We start from the raw sequence: 17,296 nt of genomic DNA on the forward strand, positions 1-17,296 counted from the left end.
AAATTATAATACAAATTTATGACATTTTGTCAGACTTTGTCAATTGTATCTTACCAGAATTTAAAATAATTACTTGATCAGATTCATATGTTAAGGCTTCATTATGAGTTACCATGATGATTCTTTGATTCCAATCTCGCTTTAATTCTAAAAACAGATTGTAAAGATTCTCCGCGTTGCTTTTATCTAGATTTCCCGTGGGTTCGTCGGCCAATAAAATACTTGGTCGATTAATGAGCGCTCTTGCTACAGCAATGCGCTGTTGTTCGCCTCCTGAAACTTGGCTTGGATATTTTTTAAGAATATCAGTAATACCTAGTTTGTTCACTAGTTTATGAAAAAACTCTTGATCTTCTTTACTAAAGTTACCGCCACGTATGAACAGAGGAAACTTAATATTTTCTTCACAAGTAAACTCCCCTAATAAATTGTGAAATTGGAATACAAAGCCCATTTTTTGATTTCTAAAAATGTTTTGTTCTTGATTATCTAAACTGGAGTAGGGAGTACCATCTAAGTAGATTTCACCGGAATTGTAGTTTGTTAGTAAACCTATAATTTGCAATAAAGTACTTTTTCCAGAGCCGGAGGGGCCAAGAATTGAGATTAATTCATTGTTATTGATGGTAAATGAAATGTTATCCAGAATTAATTGAGTCCCATAGGATTTGGAAATATTTTTTAATTCTAACATTTTTTTGTCTTTTTTTTAGAAAATACGAATGATACAATAAGATTTAAAAAGTTTGGCAAATAAATAGTAATTTCACGAAATAAAAATTTTGATAAATGAATATTCACGAATACCAAGCAAAAGAAATTTTAAAGAGTTACGGGGTAAGGATTCAGGAGGGTATTGTAATTGACAAGGCAGAAGAAGCAACCACAGCTGCTGAGGCATTAAAAGCACAAACTGGTACAGGTTGGTTTGTAGTTAAGGCACAGATTCATGCTGGTGGTCGTGGTAAAGGAGGTGGGGTTAAACTTGCCAAAAACATGGATGAGGTAAAAGAGCGTGTTTCTCAAATTTTGGGAATGCAATTGATTACACACCAAACGGGTCCGGAAGGTAAAAAAGTTAACAAAGTTTTGATCAGCGAGGACGTATATTATCCTGGTGATTCGGAGCCTAAAGAATTTTATTTATCAATTTTATTGGATCGTGGGCGTGCATGCAATGTAATCATGGCTTCTACTGAAGGAGGAATGGACATTGAGGAAGTAGCTGAGCACAGTCCAGAGAAAATTATTAAAGAATGGATAGATCCACGTGTTGGATTACAAGATTTTCAAGCGCGCAAGATTGCCTTTATGTTAGGACTAAGTGGACAGGCATTTAAGGAGATGGTTAAATTTATCCAGTCATTATATAAGGCTTACGTGGAGACAGATTCTTCCATGTTTGAGATTAACCCTGTGTTGAAAACTTCTGATGATAAAATTCTTGCTGTAGATGCCAAAGTAAATTTAGATGATAACGCTTTGTATCGTCATAAAGATTTGGCTGTACTTCGTGATATTACGGAGGAGGATCCTTTAGAAGTAGAAGCTTCTGCCAATGATTTGAACTATGTGAAGTTAGATGGTAACGTAGGTTGTATGGTGAATGGCGCTGGATTAGCTATGGCGACTATGGATATCATTAAATTGTCAGGTGGAGAACCTGCTAACTTCTTAGATGTAGGAGGTGGAGCGAATGCAAAAACTGTGGAAGCAGGCTTCCGAATCATTTTGCAAGATCCTAACGTTAAAGCGATTTTGATTAATATTTTTGGAGGTATAGTTCGTTGTGATCGTGTTGCTAACGGAGTAGTAGAAGCCTACAAAAATATTGGGGAAATTAATGTACCAATCATTGTTCGTTTACAAGGTACTAATGCGGAGGAAGGTGCTGCTATCATCAATAATTCTGGCTTGAAGGTTTTCTCAGCAGTTTTATTAAAAGATGCGGCTAAATTGGTATCTGAAGTATTGAAATAATTGTAGATGAAAATTATCTGTGTAGGAAGAAATTACGTGGATCATATACAGGAACTTTCTAATGAGAGGCCGAAAGATCCGGTTATATTTTTGAAGCCAGACACGGCATTGTTAGACCAAAACTCGGATTTTTACTATCCGAGTTTTTCTCATGATGTGCACCACGAAATAGAATTAGTATTTCGTATTGGTAAAGTAGGGAAAAACATTGAAGCAAAATTTGCTCATAAGTATGTAGATGGTATTGGTTTAGGTATAGATTTTACTGCCCGTGATCTACAATCCAAATTGAAAGAAAAAGGCCTACCCTGGGAGAAGGCAAAAGCTTTTAATGGTTCAGCGTTCGTTTCAGCTATTAGGCCATTACACGAAGGTGAGATCGACACTTCGATTCCTTTTCATTTGGACATTAATGGAATGACCGTTCAATCAGGAGAAAGCAATCTAATGATTTGGAATATACGTGAATTAATTGCTGATATTTCTCAATACTTTACGCTTAAAACGGGTGATTATATTTTTACCGGAACTCCTGCTGGTGTGGGACCCGTGAAAATAGGTGATTGCTTAAGCGGTTATTTGTACTCTGATAAATTATTTGATTTAAACATCTCTTAATATGGCTTTACAAATTGGTGATACTGCCCCTACATTTAGTATGGTAGATTCAGATGGTACTTTAGTGGATTTATCCGCTTTAAAAGGTACCAAAGTTGTTCTTTATTTTTATCCCAAAGATGATACTCCAGGCTGTACTGCACAGGCTTGTAACTTAAATGAAAATCTAGATTATTTAAGTTCAAAAGGATATAGGGTCATTGGAGTAAGTGTGGATTCCAATGCTGCTCACACTAAGTTTAAGAAAAAGTATAACTTAAATTTTTCTCTATTGGCCGATACGGAGCATGAGCTTGTTAATAAATATCATGTTTGGGTAGAAAAGTCTATGTATGGTAAAACATATATGGGTACTGCCAGAACTACTTTTTTAATTGACGAAAACGGAATTATTACTGATATTATCTCAAAAGTGGATACCAAAAATCATAGTTCTCAAATCCACTAACATTTTTATGCAAACACAAGAATTAAAAAATATTGCTAGCCAAGTACGTAGAGATATTCTACGTCAAGTGCATGCTTGCCAATCTGGACATCCAGGTGGTTCATTAGGTTGTACCGATTTATTAGTTGAATTGTATTTCAATTCCATGAAATTAGCTACTGATGCCCAAGGTAAAGTAGTTTTTAATATGTCCGGGGCCAACGAAGATATATTTTATTTATCTAATGGCCACATTTCTCCACTTATTTACAGTGTATTGGCAAGAAGAGGATATTTTCCCGTTCAAGAATTAAAGACTTTCAGACAATTAAATTCTCGCCTTCAGGGTCATCCTACTCCTCATGAGCATTTGGAAGGTATTCGAATTGCCTCAGGTTCATTAGGGCAAGGCTTAAGTGTGGCGATTGGTACAGCTCAAGCCAAAAAATTATCCAAAGATACTTCCACAGTATTTTGTCTAATGGGTGATGGTGAACAAAATGAAGGTCAAGTATGGGAGGCAGCCATGTATGCACCGCATCATCAAGTGGATAATTTGATTGCCTTTATTGATGAGAATGGTCAACAAATTGATGGACCCACAGCTAAGGTTATGAATAATCGTGACTTAGAAGCTAAATACAAGGCATTTGGCTGGCAAGTACTTCGAATGAATGGTAATGATATGGAGGAAGTTCAAGCTACAGTAGCAAAGGCAAAGTCAATGCTCAGTCAAGGCTCTCCAATTATGGTGTTAATGCATACTGAAATGGGTGCTGGAGTTGACTTTATGATGGGAAGTCATAAGTGGCATGGAGTAGCACCAAACGATCAGCAATTAGCTGACGCTTTAGCACAATTAAATGAAACTTTAGGCGACTATTAATAAATTACAATGAAGTTTACTTACGAAACAAAAAAAGATACTCGTTCAGGCTTTGGAGCAGGAATGGAATATTTGAGTCAAAATAACCCTAAAGTGGTAGCTTTGTGTGCTGATTTAATTGGCTCTTTAAAATTGGAAGGTTTTATCAAAAATAGCCCTGACCGTTTTTTTCAAACTGGTATTGCCGAGGCCAATATGATCGGTATTTCCGCGGGTTTAGCTGTTGGAGGGTATATTCCTTACGCTACAACCTTTGCTAATTTTGGAACAGGTCGCGTGTATGACCAAATACGTCAATCAGTAGCATATTCTGGTAAAAATGTGAAGATTTGTTGTTCACATGCTGGCTTAACACTAGGTGAAGACGGAGCGACTCACCAGATTTTAGAAGACATTGGATTAATGAAGATGCTTCCGGGTATGGTGGTAATAAATCCTTGTGATTATAACCAAACTAAGGCTGCTACCATTGCCATTGCGGATTATGATGGCCCAGTATATTTACGTTTTGGTCGTCCGGTAGTACCCGTATTTACTCCTGAAAATCAAAAATTTGAAATAGGCAAAGCCATACATTTGATAGAAGGTACGGATGTTACTATTTTAGCAACAGGCCATTTGGTATGGGAAGCTATTCAAGCCGCGGAAATTCTTGAAGAAAAGGGTATCAAAGCGGATGTATTGAATATACATACGATTAAGCCATTAGATACAGATGCAATCTTAACCTCTATTTCTAAAACTTCTTGTGTGGTAACAGCTGAAGAACATCAAATTAACGGTGGTTTAGGAGATTCAGTGGCCCAATTTTTGGCACTTAACCGTCCAACTCCACAAGAATTTGTGGGAGTAAATGACTCTTTCGGAGAGTCAGGTAAACCAGCCGATTTGATGGAAAAATATGGTTTAAACGCAGCTGCTATCGTTGAGAAATCAATGAAAGTAATAGCAAGAAAATAGATTAGAAAGGATATCCAATACCTATATTGAATTCAATTGGGTTCTCACCACTACTAAATGATGTTTTGGAGAGGACCCATTTTTCATTAGTCTGTTTGGCTGGATTAATCACCTTAGTGGCTAAGTCCAATCGTAAGAGGAAATAGGAGAAATCCCAACGAAGACCAAAGCCTGTACCAACAGCTATTTGGTTATAGAAACTGTCAAAGCTAAAATATCCGTCTTTCACTCCCTTTGAATTGGCAAATGTCCAAATATTACCAGCATCAACAAAAAAGGCTCCATTCATAATTCCAAATAATTGAAACATTCTAAAACGGTATTCCAAGGAAGACTCTATTAAGATACTTCCCGGTTGTTCAATTAAGTTACCAATAGAATTATAAGATCCAGGCCCTAAACGCCTTGGTTTCCAAGCACGTAAGCTACTTGGTCCTCCAATAAAGAAGTTTTTTTCATATGGTAATTGAAAATCATTTTCTTCCCCGTAAGCATATGCTAATCCACCTAAAAATTTAAATGCTAATTGCGACTTCCTATTTACGCCCAACATTTTATATCTTCTGTAATCGAAATTAAATCTTAAAAATCGATAAAACTGAATATTTTCACTACTACCTAGAATGTTTTCGATAAATGTAATCTTCTTTGAATTGATTAAATTCAATGTACTTCCACCAGATTCAATTCCAATTTGAAAAGATTCTCCAGCCTGGAGTTCATTACTTGGTAAGAAGCTTCGATAATTGTAGTTGAAATGAATACTAGAAACAAAACTTGGATTAAAACTTCTATACAAGTTATTTCCTTGAAGCCTTAACTCCTCTAAATAATTTCTAAATGCCGTAGAGGTAGCCGTTTCAGGATAATTGGTATTTAATATATTTAAGTCTAACAAAGAAAATTGAAATGATTTGTAGGGAGACTTTCTCCATTGATATCTCTGAAAAATCTTAAAATTGGTCCTCAAATATTCGGGACGATTGATGTAGTCATATCCAAATCCTATTTGAGTTTGAGAAGCATAAAGTGCACCTAACTGCTTTCTAATATTGCTCGGAAGAAACAATTTTGGGAAATTTAAAGTAGTACTTAAATTAACTTCTAGGTTTTTTCTTGCTTGGTCCGTATTAATAAATCCAGCTTGGGCTTCAAAACCTATTCTAGCTGAAAAATCTAAATAATCCAAGCTTGAAAATACCCTTCTCACTTTAAATGAATTAGTTAAAAATGGTCCCGGAATTCCTCTAAAGACACTTCCTCCTAATTCAGAAGAAAAATTAAATTTCTCATTGGGTACCAATTCGACCTTAGGAAACACTCGAGTAGAGGAGGTGTCGAACTTAATGGATACGGATTTGAATTGGTCAGACGAATAGATGTTTTGTAAGCTCTGGTTGAGTTGATCTACCGAATACAAATCACCTTCTTTAAAAGTTATTAATTTTGATAAAGCGGTTGTATTTAATACATCAATGTTGGAAGAATCTGCATATTGATTATTAATGAAACTTGATTTACCAAAACGGAATAATCGATCATATAATCGATTTACGTTGTTTTCTTTGAAATCAGGAATCTTATATATGATCCCTACCCTTAAAAGGCTACTGTCTATTAAATCATTTAATTTCAACCCAACAGCTTCGTTGGAAAAATAGAAATACCCTTGATTCTTAAAGTAGTGACTAATATTTTCTCTTTCTTTTCTTAATATTTCGAGGCTTAATCTATCATTAGGTTTTATCAAGCTTTCTTTGGTATAATAGGACTCGAATTTTTTATTCAGTAGTGGATTGTCTATTAAAAATGAATCTCTCTTAGAAAACAGACTTAAATCATTTTCTTCAATCGTGAAGGTCACATTTACCAATTTATTAAAACGATCTACGGTGTCTAAATCTAATCGAATTAGATTACTTAAAAAGCCATTATTTCTGTAATATCTATAAAGAGCCTCTTTTGCGTTTTCAAGATTTTGTTTATTACTACTAGGATTAGGTGTGTTAAAAAGTTGAATGAAAGCAGGTGACTTTCCTAGCGAATCCCTAATTTTTCTTTTGCTTTCAAAATATCCGTAAACTTTTGGTGAAAATAATCTTACATAAGATTCCTTCAAACCAGGTATATTTGTTCTTAAATCTTCTTTGGAGATTAACCTATTCCCTTGAATATCGATTCGGTTTATTTTGTATTCAGTAAACTTGAATTGACGGAATCCTTTGCAGGATAGAAATAATACCTGAATGATAAATAATCCGATAAATAATTTTATTGATTTCAAAAGATGTTAACGAATAAACAAATAAAGTTAATTAATTCTCTACATTCTAAAAAAGGAAGAACAGAGAATGGATTATTTTTAGTGGAAGGGGAAAAGGGCATTTTGGAGGTTCTTGATTCTTCATACCAGATAGAATTTTTAGTGATAAATGAAGATTATGCCCATCAATTTTCATCTATAAAACAGTCCATATATTTTTTGCCCAAAAACGAAATTACCAAGCTAAGTACCTTAACTATAAATCAATTTGGAATAGCGGTTGTCAAGATGAAAAATTTAATTTCTTTTGAAACGCTAAATCCATATGTTTTAGTCTTAGATGGAGTAAGGGATCCTGGTAATTTAGGAACAATCATTAGAATTTGTGATTGGTATGGAATTGATCAAATAGTGTTATCAGCTGATTGTACGGAGTTTTACAATCCTAAAGTTATATCGGCTACCATGGGTTCCTTTAAACGAGTGAAATGTTTATATACTGATTTACCTGCATTTCTAACATCTCATCCTAATTATTCAATTCTGGGTGCTGATTTGGATGGAGAGAATATTCATGCTTTTGAATTCCCAGATAGAGCATTCTTGATTATGGGTAGTGAATCCCACGGGATAAGAGAGGATCTGCACAATATTATTCAGCAAAAAATCACAATTCCAAGATATGGTGGAGCCGAATCACTAAATGTAGCTATTTCTACAGGTATTATTTTAGATAACCTTAAGAGAAATTAATTTTTTTCCTTTTTTAGGTATAGCTCAATGAGGTAATGTGCCAAATACAGAACGGGAGTAAATAAGATAGCTATAAAAAATTTGTATAAATAGTTGTTCAAAGAGACATTCATCCATTGGCCTAAAGTCCAGTTACCAAAAAAATAAAAGGCGATACCAATCACTAAAACACTATCAATCAATTGGGAAAGAAGGGTAGAGCCTGTCGCTCTCAACCAAATGTACTTCTGGCCGGTTCTATTTTTAATCTTTTCAAAAATGATCGCATCAAACATTTGACTCACTAAAAAGGCAGTTAGTGATCCCGTAATAATTCCTAAACCTTGTCTGAAAATCTTAGAAAAAGACAGATTGATATCAAAGTTGCTGGAATTGTTTACTTGGAGCCAAAAATCAGCAGGGACTAATAGGGTAGCCAAATAAATGATTAAAAAGGAATAAGCGATAAATAAGGCAGTAGTGTAGGAGATAAAACGAACGCCCTTTTTGCCAAAATAGTCATTAATAATATCTGAAGTAATAAATACAATGGGCCAATTCAAAGCTCCAGCCGTTTGATTGAAATCCCAGGTTTCACCCCAAGGAGTTAAAAGGCCCAAGGGGGAAAAGCCCAATGACTTCTCTATACTTACTATTTTTACACCAATAATCTCCGCAACGATGGCATTGGTTAGAAATATGCCAAATAGAAATATGAATAACTTCTGCTTGCGAGAAAACTGATTAAATATCATCTTCTATAATTATCAAAATGCAAAGCTATTTTGTCCAAAGCTACGGAAAGTTGCTCTACGTGGGGTAAAAATACTATTCTGAAATGATCTCTTTGTTTAAAGTTAAATCCTCTACCAGCCACCACTAAAATCTTTTGTTCTTCCAACAAAGACATCACAAAATGCTCGTCGTCTTCAAAAGTAAATTTGCCCAAATCAATTTTTGGAAAAAGATATAAAGCTCCTTTGGGTTTGACACAACTTACTCCATCTATTGCATTTAGTTTTTCATAGGCCAATTGCATTTGCTTGTAAAGCCTACCTGACGGAGCTACCAAATCATTGATTGACTGATAACCACCCAAAGCCGTTTGAATTCCAAATTGTGTAATTACATTCGCACACAATCGAGTACTAAACAAAAAATTTAGACCTTCAATATATGATTTAGCTTTATGTTTAGCACCTGTTAAAATCATCCATCCACCTCTAAATCCAGCTGCACGATAATTTTTGGATAAACCACCCATGGTAACGATTAAAATATCATCTGATAGGCCTGCAGCTGAATAATGTTCATGCTGATCAAATAAAATCTTATCATAAATCTCATCAGAGAATAAAATGAGTTTATGCTTTATGGCCAGTTGAACAATTTTATCAACAACTTCTTTAGAATAAACAGCTCCAGTGGGGTTATTAGGATTAATTAAGACGATTGCCCTACATTTATCTGTGATTTTAGATTCCATATCCTCCAAATCTGGCTGCCAATCATTGCTTTCATCACATACATAATGTAGTGATTTACCTCCTGCTAAGCCTACTACTGTAGTCCATAAGGGATAATCAGGCGATGGAATTAAAACTTCGTCATCTGGATTCAATAAAGCCATCATCACTAATGAGATTAGTTCACTGACCCCATTGCCAATATAAATATCTTCAATTAGTATATTTTTTACTCCTTTATTCTGGTAATATTGCATGACTGCCTTACGGGCTGCAAAAAGTCCTCGGGAATCAGTATACCCTTGTGCATTTCGAATATTAACAATAATATCATGCACAATCTCATCAGGAGTTTCAAATCCAAATGCCGCCGGATTTCCAATATTTAAGGAAGTAATTTTATAACCTTGATTTTGAAGAGCTAGAGCTTTATCATAAACTGGTCCACGTATCTCATATTTTAGATGCTCTAATCTTTTACTTTTTAATATATCCATTGAAAAAAATAAGAATTGTAAAAATAGTCATTTACTTTTGAATTGTTTTTAACCCAACTCAATGAATTTTGCTCAACTTTTTTTCATTTTATTGAGTTTATTTATTTGCATTTATGTGCTAATACTATGGAAATATTGGATAAAAACGAAAGGCATATTCCGCATATCTGGCATTTTTATATTTAAAGTATTATTCCGATTTGGAATTTTTCTTTTGTTCTTCTGGATGTTTATTTCATATGGGGATTCAGACGTTTCTAATTATCAAGATACCGATGAAATTACTTTAATCTATCAAGTTCCATTTTATTACACGAATTCCAAGGAAAAATGGAAGTTGGCTCAGGATATTATTGGTGAAGATATCAAGCGGTCTCAATCATATTATATTTCACTGGAAATACATAATTATCAAAGAGGTGAAATAGAAACATTTATTCCCAATACACCTACAAATTCATTTCAAAGCTTGCTTGAAAATACCGAAATTCTAAATTTTAAAAGGTCATTTCTTTCAAAGAAATCAATAAAAATGAACTCTAAGTTCCGTTTGGGAGAGGAGTTTAGGCCGATTACTAAAGTGCTTAAAATAGGTAATCAAATACAAGAATCAGCATTAACTAATCATGAAGCATCATATTTTACCTTCTTGAGTTCGAATAATTGGTCTGAATTAGTCGACATGAAGGTATATTTGCTAATTTTGTTGGTGATTTTAATCTGTACGGATTTACTCTTTATTCTGCATATAATTAAGATTTAGGTTGTTTACATCTTATTTTTACATCTTTTTATTGATATACCAAGGGCTATTTTCTAATAGGGCCAGTGTTTATAATAAAGATATCCAACAAGTTAACCTGTTAATCAAGCAAGGAAAAAACGAAGAAGCTTTGTATTGGATTAAAAAAGCTAAGGGCAAGGATATTTTCATCAATAAAGAATTAGAGAGAACACAAGCACTATTGAATATTCGCTTGAATCAATTCATAGAAAAAAGTATTCCTCTTACAGATAAAGATTCGAACGAGTTGTTAATTCAAGCAGCCATATTGGACAAACAGGGGAAAATTGATCAGGCTATGGACCTAATTGAAAAAGGTATTAAAGCAAACCCTGTTTCCGACACATTGATCAAACAGTTTGAAATATATGCTTTTAAATGGCGTAAAGTTTTACCGATCTTAAGATCAGTCAAACAGAATCAATGGTTAACTGACCAACAGAATTTAAATCGAATGAATGCTAAGGAAGCCTTAGGTTTACTTGATTTAATGAAGAAGAAAGAAAAAATTTTAATGTATTAATTATGGCAAATCAGGCGCAAAGTCCATTACATTTTAAAAATCAAACCGCATTTTATCGAGGGAAGGTTAGGGATGTATATAGTATTGGTGATGACAGACTACTCATGGTTACATCGGATAGGATTTCTGCATTTGATGTTATTTTACCTAGAACTATTCCTTTTAAAGGACAGGTGTTGAATCAAATTGCCGCCTATTTTCTTAGAGCCACACAAGACATTGTACCTAACTGGTTGATAGACACACCTGATCCAAATGTGGCCTATGGTTATAGATGTCAAGCAATTCCTATCGAAATGGTAGTAAGAGGTTATGTCGCAGGACACCTTTGGAGAGAGTATAAATCGGGTAAAAGAGAAATTTGCGGAGTAGTCCTTCCAGATGGCTTAAAAGAAAACGACCGCCTGCCAAAGCCTATTATTACACCTACCACTAAAGCCAGTGAGGGCCATGATGAGGATATATCAATTGCTAAGATATTAGAACTAGGAATTGTTAATAAAGATTTAATGGATCAATTGTGTCAAAAAGCCTTAGAGTTATTTGATAGAGGAACACAGATGGCCAAGGAGAAAGGTTTGATTTTAGTAGACACCAAATATGAATTTGGTTTATATAATGGTCAAATCATGCTTATGGATGAAATTCATACTCCTGATTCATCTCGATATTTTTATGCTAACACTTACCAAGAATTATTGGATAAGAACTTGCCTCAGAAGCAATTATCAAAGGAATTTGTTAGAGAATGGTTAATTGCTAATGGCTTTCAAGGAAAAGAGGGGCAGGAGGTTCCAGTATTTACAGATGAATTTGTTGAGGAAATTTCACAACGTTATATTCTACTATTTGAAGAAATTACCGGTCAAAAATTTCAAAAAGAACCCCAAGAAAATTTAGAACAGCGTATATTTAATCACGTAAACCAATTTTTAGAAAATGTCAACTAATACTTTGTTTAAACTTGAACAAAATGAAAGCTATGCTTTAATTGAATGGAAGGAAGAAAGCTTAGTTCAAAACAATTATGAGGAATTAGAAAATGTTGTACGGTTGCTTTTTAAGAAAGAATATGCCAATATGATTTTAAATATATCCAAAGTGACTGAATTGGATGGTTATGGTGTATCAGCTATTAGAAAAGGTACCAAAATATGCTCCAATGAATCAGGACTGTTCGTAGTGGTTAATAAAGATGAAGGAGTAGTGGAAAGGCTTGATCAAGCTAAAATTGAAAACTTAACTATTCTAAACACCGTAAGAGAAGGTGTTGATGCAATATATTTAAACGATCTAGAGAATGATTTTGGTGATAGCGATGGGGAAGAAGAGAATGAATATGGAAATGAATCATCTGATTATGGAGATGATTATTGAGAAATTGTACTCTAGCAAGATATTTTGTAGTTGTTTAGTGATATTTTGCAAACCATATTATATTTTGTTTAATCAATCGATTGCCAAATATATTTTTGATTAAATTTGATATTGCTTATATAAATATCTGTTTGCCGTTTATTACTGATATTTAATTTTGTTGAGAATTTTTAGTTTATTATTAGAATATTAATAGTTTTTTATGGAAGTCATGAATGAAGAGGGATTGTATCGGAAAGAATTTGAGCACGATGCTTGTGGTATTGGATTTGTAGCCAGTATGAAAGGCATTAAATCGCATCGAATTGTACAAGATTCAATTAAGATGTTGATTCGAATGGACCATCGTGGTGCTTGTGGTTGTGATCCTAATTCTGGAGACGGTGCTGGAGTATTAGTTCAGTTACCTCATGAATTCTTTTTTGAAGAAACTGCAAAATTGGGTTTCGCTTTACCTTCTTTAGGGCATTATGGTGTGGGTATGGTTTTCTTCCCCCAAGATGAAACTCTAATTAAAGAATGTAAGGAGATTATCGAAAGGAAGGCAAAGAAATTAAGTCTAAGAATATTAGGTTACCGAAATGTACCTGTTAATAATTCGGAAATTATCGGTGCAGATTCAGGAAATGAAGAACCATCTATTCAACAATTATTCATTGAAAGACCTGAATCTTGCTTAACTGAAATTGATTTTGAGAGAAAACTATATGTTTTCCGTCAATATGTAACCCGTTTGTTAAATGAAACTATTGTTCAATTGAACGGTAAGTTTTATTTTGCTTCTTTGTCTTGCCGTACCATTATTTATAAGGGTATGTTGACAACCATGCAAGTTCCGGGTTATTTTCAGGATTTATTTCAAGAAAATTTCACATCGGCTTTAGCCATTGTACACTCTCGCTTTTCTACAAATACTTTTCCAGAATGGAGATTAGCACAGCCCTTTAGGTATATTGCTCATAATGGCGAAATAAATACAGTTAAAGGAAATTCATCTTGGATGCAGGCGCAATCAGCTTTATTCTCGAGTAAATATTTCACTCAAGAAGAGTTGGATATGATTCTGCCCGTTTGTAGTCTAGGGCAATCAGATTCAGCCATTCTAGATAATGCCATTGAAATCCTATATTTAAGTGGACGTTCATTGCCTCATGTAATGATGATGCTGATTCCAGAGGCGTGGGATGGTAATGAATCAATGGAAAGTTATAAGAAGGATTTCTATGAGTATCATGCCGCTATGATGGAACCATGGGATGGTCCCGCTTCCATTTCATTCACTGATGGTAAAATGATTGGTGCTACTCTAGATAGAAATGGATTACGTCCTTCCAGGTATTGGGTAACCAATGATGATCATGTTATCATGGCGTCTGAGGCTGGTGTTTTGGATTTAGATCCAGCAAGCATCGTTTCCAAAGGTCGTTTACAGCCAGGAAAGATGTTTGTGGTGGATATGGAGCAAGGTAGAATTATTCCAGACGAGGAATTAAAAGAGAAAATTTGTCAACAACAGCCTTATGGCCAATGGTTAAGAGAAAATAAAATTAGAGTTGAAGACTTGCCTGAAGCAGGAAGTGAATATCGTCAACCAAAGCCAGTCGAATTAATCTCACGTCAACAAATATTTGGTTTTACCACGGAAGATATACGAGTGATTCTAGCTCAAATGGCTGAAACTGGTAAAGAAGCCTTGGGATCTATGGGAATTGATACCCCATTGGCTGTTCTTTCTGATAAAGCTCAGCATTTGTCAAGTTATTTTAAACAATTATTTGCCCAGGTTACTAATCCTCCGATTGACCCCATACGTGAACGTATGGTTATGTCCTTATTGACAGATATAGGTGGATTGTCTAATTTATTGGAAGAGTCGCCTAGTCATTGTAGACAAATTGAAATTCAACAACCAGTATTGCGAAATAAAGAAGTGGAGAAGATTCGTTGGATTGACCATGCCAACTTTCAGACTAAATCCATACATATGACTTTCCGTTCATCTGAAGAACCAGGTGTTTTAAAGAAAGCATTGAATAGAATTTGCCAATATGCAGAAGATGCAGTAGATGATGGTTATTCGATTATTTTATTGACAGATAGAGGTATTGACTCATCTCATGCGCCAATACCATCCTTATTGGCTCTTGGGGCAGTACATAATCACTTAATTCGAGCTAAAAAAAGAGCTAAAGTTGGGATCATTATTGAAGCAGGAGATGTATGGGAGACCCATCATTTTGCCACTTTGATTGGTTACGGTGCATCTGCAATTAATCCATATATGGCATTTGAGACGATTAAGGCCATGAAAGATAATCGTTTGGTAGATGCTAGTTTATCTTACGAAAAATTAGAATACAATTATATCAAAGCCGTAAATGGGGAGTTGCTCAAGATATTCTCTAAAATGGGTATATCTACCTTACAATCATATCAAGGAGCTCAGATATTCGAAATTTTAGGTTTAAGCAAAGAGGTTGTAGACAATTATTTCAGTGGTTCAATTTCTAGAATCAATGGAGTTGATTTGGATACTATTGCCAAAGAAGCTCTAATTAAGCATCAATCAGGTTTTGCCTTGTTGAAATCAGATCACCCAAAACTAGAGGTAGGAGGTATTTATCAGTGGAAACAAAGAGGAGAGGAGCATTTATTCAATCCACAGACTATCCACTTATTACAACAATCTACTAAAAATAATGATTACGCTACTTACAAAAAATATTCAAAATTAATTGATGACCAAAGTAAGAAGTCCATTACCCTTAGAGGTTTGTTGCGATTTAAAAATGCTTCTCATTCTATTTCGATCGATGAAGTAGAGCCGATTGAGAATATTCTAAAACGTTTTGCCACAGGGGCCATGTCATTTGGTTCCATATCTTATGAAGCTCATACTACCTTAGCTATTGCCATGAACCGTATTGGAGGTAAATCCAACACAGGAGAAGGTGGAGAAGACCCAATTCGTTTTGAAAAAATGAAAAATGGTGATTCCATGAATTCAGCCATCAAGCAAGTGGCGTCGGGTAGATTTGGTGTGACAGCCAATTACTTGACAAATGCGGTGGAATTACAAATCAAAATGGCTCAAGGAGCAAAACCAGGAGAAGGAGGTCAATTACCAGGCCATAAGGTAGATGATTGGATTGGAAAAACTCGTCATTCTACTCCAGGTGTAGGCTTAATTTCTCCTCCACCTCACCATGATATTTATTCGATTGAGGATTTGGCCCAATTAATATTTGATTTAAAAAATGCCAATCGTGAAGCTAGAATTTCGGTTAAATTAGTATCTGAAGCAGGAGTTGGAACGATTGCAGCCGGTGTGGCTAAAGCACATGCTGATCATATTTTAATTGCCGGATATGACGGAGGAACAGGAGCCTCACCATTATCATCCATTCGTCATGCAGGTTTACCATGGGAATTAGGATTAGCTGAAACGCATCAAACACTGGTAAAAAACAAATTAAGAGGTCGAGTTACCATTCAAACAGATGGGCAAATTAAAACAGGCCGTGACATCGCTATCGCTGCATTATTAGGAGCCGAAGAATTCGGTGTAGCTACAGCTGCACTAGTGACAGCAGGATGTATTATGATGCGTAAATGTCATTTGAATACATGTCCTGTGGGTGTTGCCACGCAAAATCCTGAATTACGAGCCTTGTATACAGGTAAGCCTGAGCATGTGGTAAATCTATTCCATTTCTTAGCTCAAGAATTACGTGAAATCATGGCTGAATTAGGATTCCGAAAACTAGAAGACATGATTGGACGTGTAGATTACCTAAGTATGACCGATGTATCTTCTCATTGGAAGTTTAAGCATATTGATTTATCACCAATTTTGACGCCTTCTAATCCTGGTGAAGGAGTAGCTGTATTCAAATCTGAAGAACAAGATCATGGTTTAGCTGACCAGCTAGATTGGAAAATATTAAAATTAGCTAAGGATGCCATTGACTCTAAAAAGCCTGTTTCTGGTGAATTGGATATTATCAACGTTAACCGTTCTGTCGGTACGATTTTATCGAATGAAATTACGAAGAAGTATGGTGATAAAGCGTTACCTGAAGGACTAATTCATATGAAATTCAAGGGAACTGCAGGTCAATCTTTTGGAGCATTTGCTGTAAAAGGACTTAAGTTTGAGATAGAAGGAGATGCCAATGATTATATTGGTAAAGGTCTTTGTGGTGCTACTCTAATAGCCTATCCATCACCTGAAGCTAAGTTTGTAGCATCTGAGAACTCAATCGTTGGAAATGTTTCATTCTATGGCGCAACTTCCGGAGAGGCATATTTAGCAGGTATGGCAGGAGAAAGATTCTGTGTTAGGAATTCGGGTGCAAAAGTAGTAGTAGAGGGAATAGGAGACCATGGTTGTGAGTATATGACAGGTGGTTTAGTACTCATTCTAGGGGCTACAGGTCGCAACTTTGGTGCAGGTATGTCAGGTGGTGTAGCTTATGTCCTTGATGAAAAGAATGATTTCGAATCTAAAGTTAATCGTGAGATGGTAGAAATATCTGACTTGAATCAAGAAGATGATCAAATCGTGTCACTGTATTTAACTAAACACATCGAATTAACGGGTTCAGTTAAAGGCAAATTTGTGATGGATAATTTCAAAGCTATGACCAGTTTATTTAAAAAGGTATTACCAATTGATTACCGTAATGCCTTGGCTAGCAGAAATTTAAGTATCACTGATGTGTTAAATGACAAAGACAAAGTTTATCAAAATATTAAAGTAGAATTAAACTAATTATTGAAG

15 protein-coding genes are annotated in these 17,296 nt (G+C 35.0%); 11 read left to right on the top strand and 4 right to left on the bottom strand.

What is annotated here, in order from left to right; all coding sequences use genetic code 11:
• Positions 1–16: 16 nt before the first annotated feature.
• Entirely contained in the window at positions 17–694 is a 678-nt protein-coding gene (locus ESB04_RS00810; RefSeq protein ID WP_129025275.1) for an ABC transporter ATP-binding protein, read from the bottom strand.
• A gap of 95 nt (positions 695–789) precedes the next feature.
• Between ESB04_RS00810 and sucC the strand changes: the two genes are divergently transcribed.
• From sucC to ESB04_RS00835, 5 genes are read left to right on the top strand one after another with little or no spacing between them, the layout of a single operon-like run.
• Complete coding sequence (gene sucC, locus ESB04_RS00815; RefSeq protein WP_129025277.1) at positions 790–1,980, top strand: ADP-forming succinate--CoA ligase subunit beta; 1,191 nt, start codon at positions 790–792, stop codon at positions 1,978–1,980.
• A gap of 6 nt (positions 1,981–1,986) precedes the next feature.
• Positions 1,987–2,598, top strand: a complete 612-nt coding sequence (locus ESB04_RS00820) for a fumarylacetoacetate hydrolase family protein (protein WP_129025279.1) — start codon at positions 1,987–1,989, stop codon at positions 2,596–2,598.
• 1 nt (position 2,599) lies between these two features.
• Entirely contained in the window at positions 2,600–3,046 is a 447-nt protein-coding gene (bcp, locus tag ESB04_RS00825) for a thioredoxin-dependent thiol peroxidase (RefSeq protein ID WP_129025281.1), read from the top strand.
• 7 nt (positions 3,047–3,053) lie between these two features.
• Complete coding sequence (locus tag ESB04_RS00830) at positions 3,054–3,911, top strand: transketolase (protein WP_129025283.1); 858 nt, start codon at positions 3,054–3,056, stop codon at positions 3,909–3,911.
• Positions 3,912–3,920: 9 nt separating this feature from the next.
• A complete protein-coding gene (locus ESB04_RS00835) occupies positions 3,921–4,871 on the top strand; it encodes a transketolase family protein (RefSeq protein WP_129025285.1) in 951 nt (316 codons plus the stop codon).
• A gap of 1 nt (position 4,872) precedes the next feature.
• Here ESB04_RS00835 and tamL read toward each other — a convergent pair whose 3' ends face one another.
• Positions 4,873–7,155 (bottom strand): translocation and assembly module lipoprotein TamL, encoded by a 2,283-nt coding sequence (gene tamL, locus ESB04_RS00840; protein ID WP_129025287.1) that lies wholly within the window; start codon positions 7,153–7,155, stop codon positions 4,873–4,875.
• Between the two features lie 3 nt (positions 7,156–7,158).
• Between tamL and ESB04_RS00845 the strand changes: the two genes are divergently transcribed.
• Positions 7,159–7,887 (top strand): TrmH family RNA methyltransferase, encoded by a 729-nt coding sequence (locus ESB04_RS00845; RefSeq protein WP_129025289.1) that lies wholly within the window; start codon positions 7,159–7,161, stop codon positions 7,885–7,887.
• On the opposite strand, the gene ESB04_RS00850 is transcribed toward ESB04_RS00845, so the two are convergent.
• Positions 7,884–8,621 carry a queuosine precursor transporter gene (locus ESB04_RS00850; protein ID WP_129025291.1) on the bottom strand — a complete coding sequence of 246 codons (738 nt, stop codon included), beginning with the start codon at positions 8,619–8,621 and terminating at the stop codon, positions 7,884–7,886. The two genes, ESB04_RS00845 and ESB04_RS00850, sit on opposite strands and share 4 nt — an antisense overlap.
• Complete coding sequence (locus tag ESB04_RS00855) at positions 8,618–9,829, bottom strand: pyridoxal phosphate-dependent aminotransferase (protein ID WP_129025293.1); 1,212 nt, start codon at positions 9,827–9,829, stop codon at positions 8,618–8,620. The genes ESB04_RS00850 and ESB04_RS00855 overlap by 4 nt, the downstream gene beginning before the upstream one ends.
• Positions 9,830–10,055: 226 nt before the next feature.
• Between ESB04_RS00855 and ESB04_RS00860 the strand changes: the two genes are divergently transcribed.
• The 5 genes from ESB04_RS00860 (at position 10,056) to gltB (ending at position 17,287) form a co-directional block, all read left to right on the top strand.
• Positions 10,056–10,592, top strand: a complete 537-nt coding sequence (locus ESB04_RS00860) for a hypothetical protein (protein ID WP_129025295.1) — start codon at positions 10,056–10,058, stop codon at positions 10,590–10,592.
• A 1-nt stretch (position 10,593) separates the two neighbouring features.
• Complete coding sequence (locus ESB04_RS00865; RefSeq protein ID WP_129025297.1) at positions 10,594–11,136, top strand: hypothetical protein; 543 nt, start codon at positions 10,594–10,596, stop codon at positions 11,134–11,136.
• 2 nt (positions 11,137–11,138) lie between these two features.
• On the top strand, positions 11,139–12,086 hold the full coding sequence (locus tag ESB04_RS00870; RefSeq protein WP_129025299.1) for a phosphoribosylaminoimidazolesuccinocarboxamide synthase: 948 nt from the start codon (positions 11,139–11,141) through the stop codon (positions 12,084–12,086).
• Entirely contained in the window at positions 12,076–12,513 is a 438-nt protein-coding gene (locus ESB04_RS00875) for an STAS domain-containing protein (protein WP_129025301.1), read from the top strand. Before ESB04_RS00870 ends, ESB04_RS00875 begins: the two co-directional genes overlap by 11 nt.
• A 202-nt stretch (positions 12,514–12,715) precedes the next feature.
• Positions 12,716–17,287, top strand: coding sequence for a glutamate synthase large subunit (gltB, locus tag ESB04_RS00880; RefSeq protein WP_394343736.1), 4,572 nt, complete (start codon positions 12,716–12,718; stop codon positions 17,285–17,287).
• Positions 17,288–17,296 lie beyond the last annotated feature (9 nt).

It is taken from the genome of Aquirufa rosea, from assembly GCF_004118285.1.
In the GTDB taxonomy this organism is placed as follows: domain Bacteria; phylum Bacteroidota; class Bacteroidia; order Cytophagales; family Spirosomataceae; genus Aquirufa; species Aquirufa rosea.

Bases quoted from the DNA above. Each gene is read 5' to 3' on its own strand.
- ESB04_RS00810 (WP_129025275.1), bottom strand. From the start codon at position 694: ATGTTAGAATTAAAAAATATTTCCAAATCCTATGGGACTCAATTAATT.
- sucC (WP_129025277.1), top strand. From the start codon at position 790: ATGAATATTCACGAATACCAAGCAAAAGAAATTTTAAAGAGTTACGGG.
- ESB04_RS00820 (WP_129025279.1), top strand. From the start codon at position 1,987: ATGAAAATTATCTGTGTAGGAAGAAATTACGTGGATCATATACAGGAA.
- bcp (WP_129025281.1), top strand. From the start codon at position 2,600: ATGGCTTTACAAATTGGTGATACTGCCCCTACATTTAGTATGGTAGAT.
- ESB04_RS00830 (WP_129025283.1), top strand. From the start codon at position 3,054: ATGCAAACACAAGAATTAAAAAATATTGCTAGCCAAGTACGTAGAGAT.
- ESB04_RS00835 (WP_129025285.1), top strand. From the start codon at position 3,921: ATGAAGTTTACTTACGAAACAAAAAAAGATACTCGTTCAGGCTTTGGA.
- ESB04_RS00845 (WP_129025289.1), top strand. From the start codon at position 7,159: ATGTTAACGAATAAACAAATAAAGTTAATTAATTCTCTACATTCTAAA.
- ESB04_RS00850 (WP_129025291.1), bottom strand. From the start codon at position 8,621: ATGATATTTAATCAGTTTTCTCGCAAGCAGAAGTTATTCATATTTCTA.
- ESB04_RS00855 (WP_129025293.1), bottom strand. From the start codon at position 9,829: ATGGATATATTAAAAAGTAAAAGATTAGAGCATCTAAAATATGAGATA.
- ESB04_RS00860 (WP_129025295.1), top strand. From the start codon at position 10,056: ATGTTTATTTCATATGGGGATTCAGACGTTTCTAATTATCAAGATACC.
- ESB04_RS00870 (WP_129025299.1), top strand. From the start codon at position 11,139: ATGGCAAATCAGGCGCAAAGTCCATTACATTTTAAAAATCAAACCGCA.
- ESB04_RS00875 (WP_129025301.1), top strand. From the start codon at position 12,076: ATGTCAACTAATACTTTGTTTAAACTTGAACAAAATGAAAGCTATGCT.
- gltB (WP_394343736.1), top strand. From the start codon at position 12,716: ATGGAAGTCATGAATGAAGAGGGATTGTATCGGAAAGAATTTGAGCAC.